This is a genomic window from Candidatus Parvarchaeota archaeon (assembly GCA_016866895.1).
In the GTDB taxonomy this organism is placed as follows: domain Archaea; phylum Micrarchaeota; class Micrarchaeia; order Anstonellales; family VGKX01; genus VGKX01.
This window is the reverse complement of the sequence record VGKX01000142.1, coordinates 1-3310: the sequence shown is the minus strand read 5'-3', so window position 1 is coordinate 3310 and position 3310 is coordinate 1. Positions and strand designations below refer to the sequence as shown.

Below are 3310 nucleotides of genomic sequence, written 5' to 3'. Positions count from 1 at the left end.
AAAGGAGCCAGTCAAGCTCAACATGAAAGTAATAGACTTTATCCCAGGCAAAAAGGCGCGGACGCACAGGATTGTAGTCCCAAGAAAAAAAGTGCTGAAAGGAAAGGGAAAAAGCGCCGAGGACGAAATCGTAAGCGAGATTTACAGCTAGCCAAAAGCAAGAGCTGATTGCTTGCGGCTTTTTTCCCTCCTTTTTGAAGATTATAGATGCTCATGTCTAGGTTTCCGTTTTTTTCAAGCTCACCTGCAATCTTGACAAGCAGCATTCCCTTTGCTTGCATGAAGCTTTCCCGCCCAACCTCCACATTTGCAATTGCATATCGGAGATTCTTGGAATTAAAGCAGAACATTGAGTCGTGGACGTTTTCGCAGTTGTGGAGAAAATAGGAGCCGGTTATTTTCCTTGTCCAAGATGCAACCATAGCCAAGGCATATAGGGACTACTTCCGGCTGCTTTGGAAAATTGCAAAAGAAAAATAGTTGATACAAAAACAGGCAGGAGTTATGGGTGGCTGAAGATAAACTCCAGGGCATCTGGAGTTTTCCTGTCAAGTGTGCAAAAGCCAAAGCGCTCAAACTGAACAGTTTCGCCAATTTTCAAGGAGTTGGCAGCCGATTCCACAAACCCCTCAACGACTTCCATGCTTTTTTCATTAAAGGTTTCGCCATCATCCAAAAGCAGGTCATGAAGTACAAACACCTTGCAAGGCACTGCATCAGACATTGCAACCCAGTGTATTATTTTTTTTGGAAGCTCGGCCGATTCGTCAAAGGAGGCATTGGTCACTCCGTTTGCGTTTTCCCCAACAATAAAATTGCAGTCCCCCTTGAGGCGCACCTTCTCCCCGGCTGAAAACTTTGCAGCATCCGCACCTGAAACATAAAAATTCCCGTCGCAGCTGACCTGCCTTGAGCCAAGGTCTGATTTCGGGTGGTTTGGAAGGCTTGCAGTGTGGGAATGGTAGCCAGATATGCAAAGCCTTGCCGGATTTGCAACAAAAAACAGCCTTCTTGCAATCGGGTCAATCAGTTTCTTGTTCTCATGCAGCAACTTGTCCCATGAGGGCTCGGACTCGACTTTAGAGATGCCAAAAGATAGGACAAAGTTCTTGATTGCTTGCGGTTTTATGCCTCTTCTTGCAAGACCGGCCAGCGTTGGAAGGCGCGGGTCATCCCACCCCCAGACTTTCTTTTCAGATATAAGCGGGGCAAGAAGGCGCTTTGAGATTGGGGCGTTTTTTATTGCAAGGCGGGAGAATTCAACAAGGAGAGGTTTTCTTAGCTGCAGCCTGTCAAGTACGAAATAGTAAAGCTCATCGCGAAGCTCGTATTCTTTGGTGCGCATTGCATGGGTGACTCCATTAAGCGAATCGAGAATCGGGGCCTGGAAGTCATAGGTGGGCCAGACTTTGTATTTGGACCCCTGCCTATAGTGAGGAGACGTTATTGAGCGGAAAATCGTCGGGTCTCGCATGGCCGTATTCTGGCTTTTCATGTCCGCCTTTATGCGCAAGGATGCCTGGCCGCGTGAAAATTCACCTGAGAGAAGCTTGGCCCAGGCCGCCATTGTTTCAGACTCGCTTGCAGATTTGCAAACGCATTCCTTGCCCTCAAAGCGATTTTTTTTGGCCTCTTCCAAAGCGCACGTGCAAACATAAGCGTTCCCGGTGGCAATTAATGTGTCTGCATAACCTATTAGCTGCGGCATGAAGTCTGATGCGAAAAGAATTGGCCCGTCCGGCTTGATGCCAAGCCAGGTCAGCCAGTAAATTATGGCATCAACATATTCCTGCTTCTCCTTTTCAGGGTTCGTGTCGTCAAAGCGGAGAATGAATTTGCCACCATACGCTTTTGCAGCTTCGCAGTCAAGCCAGGCTGCCTTGGCGTGGCCAATATGGGGGTATCCGTTTGGCTCCGGCGGGAAGCGTGTAATTACTTGCCCTTGCACGGCGTCCGGAAGTTCAAGTTTTTTTTCCTCCTCAGCTTTTATCTCATAGATGAAGTTTTTCATTTCTGACTCAAGCTGCTGCTTTGAATAGGAATTTACTGTGCCTACGATTTCATTTATTTTTTGCATCAGGCTTTTCATGTCAGCCTTTGCCTGGGGGGCAGCGCCAATGACTTTTCCGACAAGGTTGCCAGGGCTTGCCTTGCCATAGTCAAAGGCATTTTTAAGCGCGTGCTTGAGGATGATTTTTTCAAGAAGGGGTTCGTCTGCCATAAGATAACCAAGAATAGCCAAAGCATAAGTATGCCAGGTATGCAAGCAGTTTGGCTAAGTATGAAGGTGTGTTGAGTTTGGACTTGCAATAATATAAAACTAGCTAGCACGCGGAATTTGAAGAAAAAATACCTTTAGGCAATTATTTCAAGTTGGAGCAAATTTTGTGAAGTATGGGCGTATTCCGCTAGCTTGGGCTGTTTGATTCTTGAACAGTATTGTAGCCATCATAAGCAAACATTATGCCAAGAAGGATTGACCCTACGGACAATGACAAGAGAGCTTGATTTACTCCGGCAGCATATTCAAGAAAGATTAAGCCAATCCAAATCATGTCAGTGATTACAAGTCCTATCCCAAAATAAACACGCTTGCCAGCATAGATATACCCAAGGCCATATAGTATAAAATTTAATGCCGCAGCAAGCCACGGATTTTTTGATTCGCGGCTGGTCTGGTTTGTTGCTTTCGTTGCGGTTTGATTCTTGGGCGTTTTTGGCATAGTATCCCTCCTTGCGAGATTGGCTTACTGAAGGCAGTTCAATTGCATTTATTTTATTACCTCTGCGAGTATTTGTAATGGTCAATGCCCATGCAGAACATGTACTTGGACACGTTTCCAGAGAAAACAAGCCTTGCGTTTGCAAGCTCTGACAGGTTTTTGCAGCTTGTCAAAAACATGACAGTCCTAACCTGTTTTGCCCAATCCTTGATTAGAAGCGACGGGTCCTTTGCCTTGAGAAACGGGCTTGCCGAAGCGCCAAGCCTTGCCCCAAGCGCCATTGACTTGGCTATGTCAATGCCGCTTCGCACACCCCCACTTGCGATAGTTGGAAGGATTTTTGAGCACATCATTATCGAGACTGCTGTTGGGATGCCCCACTCCCCAAACCCCTGGACAAAGCCCTGCCTTGCATACTCTACTTTACTCCATGAGGTCCCGCCGGCTCCAGATACATTGACCATCTTGGCCCCAAGGTCTGCAAGCTGGCGGGCTACCCTGTCCGATATGCCCGCCCCGGTTTCCTTTGCAATTACTGGGACATCCAGCCTGTCGCACAGGTTGCCAAAGGCGTCGGCAACTGCTGA

3 protein-coding genes are annotated in these 3310 nt (G+C 47.3%); all 3 read right to left on the bottom strand.

All coding sequences use genetic code 11. The features are described from left to right. Nucleotides 1–502 precede the first annotated feature (502 nt). Nucleotides 503–2221, bottom strand: coding sequence for a glutamate--tRNA ligase (gene gltX / locus FJZ26_05105; GenBank protein MBM3229785.1), 1719 nt, complete (start codon nucleotides 2219–2221; stop codon nucleotides 503–505). A gap of 187 nt (nucleotides 2222–2408) precedes the next feature. Then, a complete protein-coding gene (locus FJZ26_05100) occupies nucleotides 2409–2723 on the bottom strand; it encodes a hypothetical protein (GenBank protein ID MBM3229784.1) in 315 nt (104 codons plus the stop codon). Nucleotides 2724–2779: 56 nt separating this feature from the next. Beyond that, nucleotides 2780–3310: type 2 isopentenyl-diphosphate Delta-isomerase (locus FJZ26_05095; protein ID MBM3229783.1), on the bottom strand; the 531-nt coding region annotated here is incomplete at its 5' end.

Excerpts from the sequence above, each read along its gene's own strand:
- FJZ26_05100 (MBM3229784.1), bottom strand. The coding sequence starts at position 2,723 with ATGCCAAAAACGCCCAAGAATCAAACCGCAACGAAAGCAACAAACCAG.
- gltX (MBM3229785.1), bottom strand. The coding sequence starts at position 2,221 with ATGGCAGACGAACCCCTTCTTGAAAAAATCATCCTCAAGCACGCGCTT.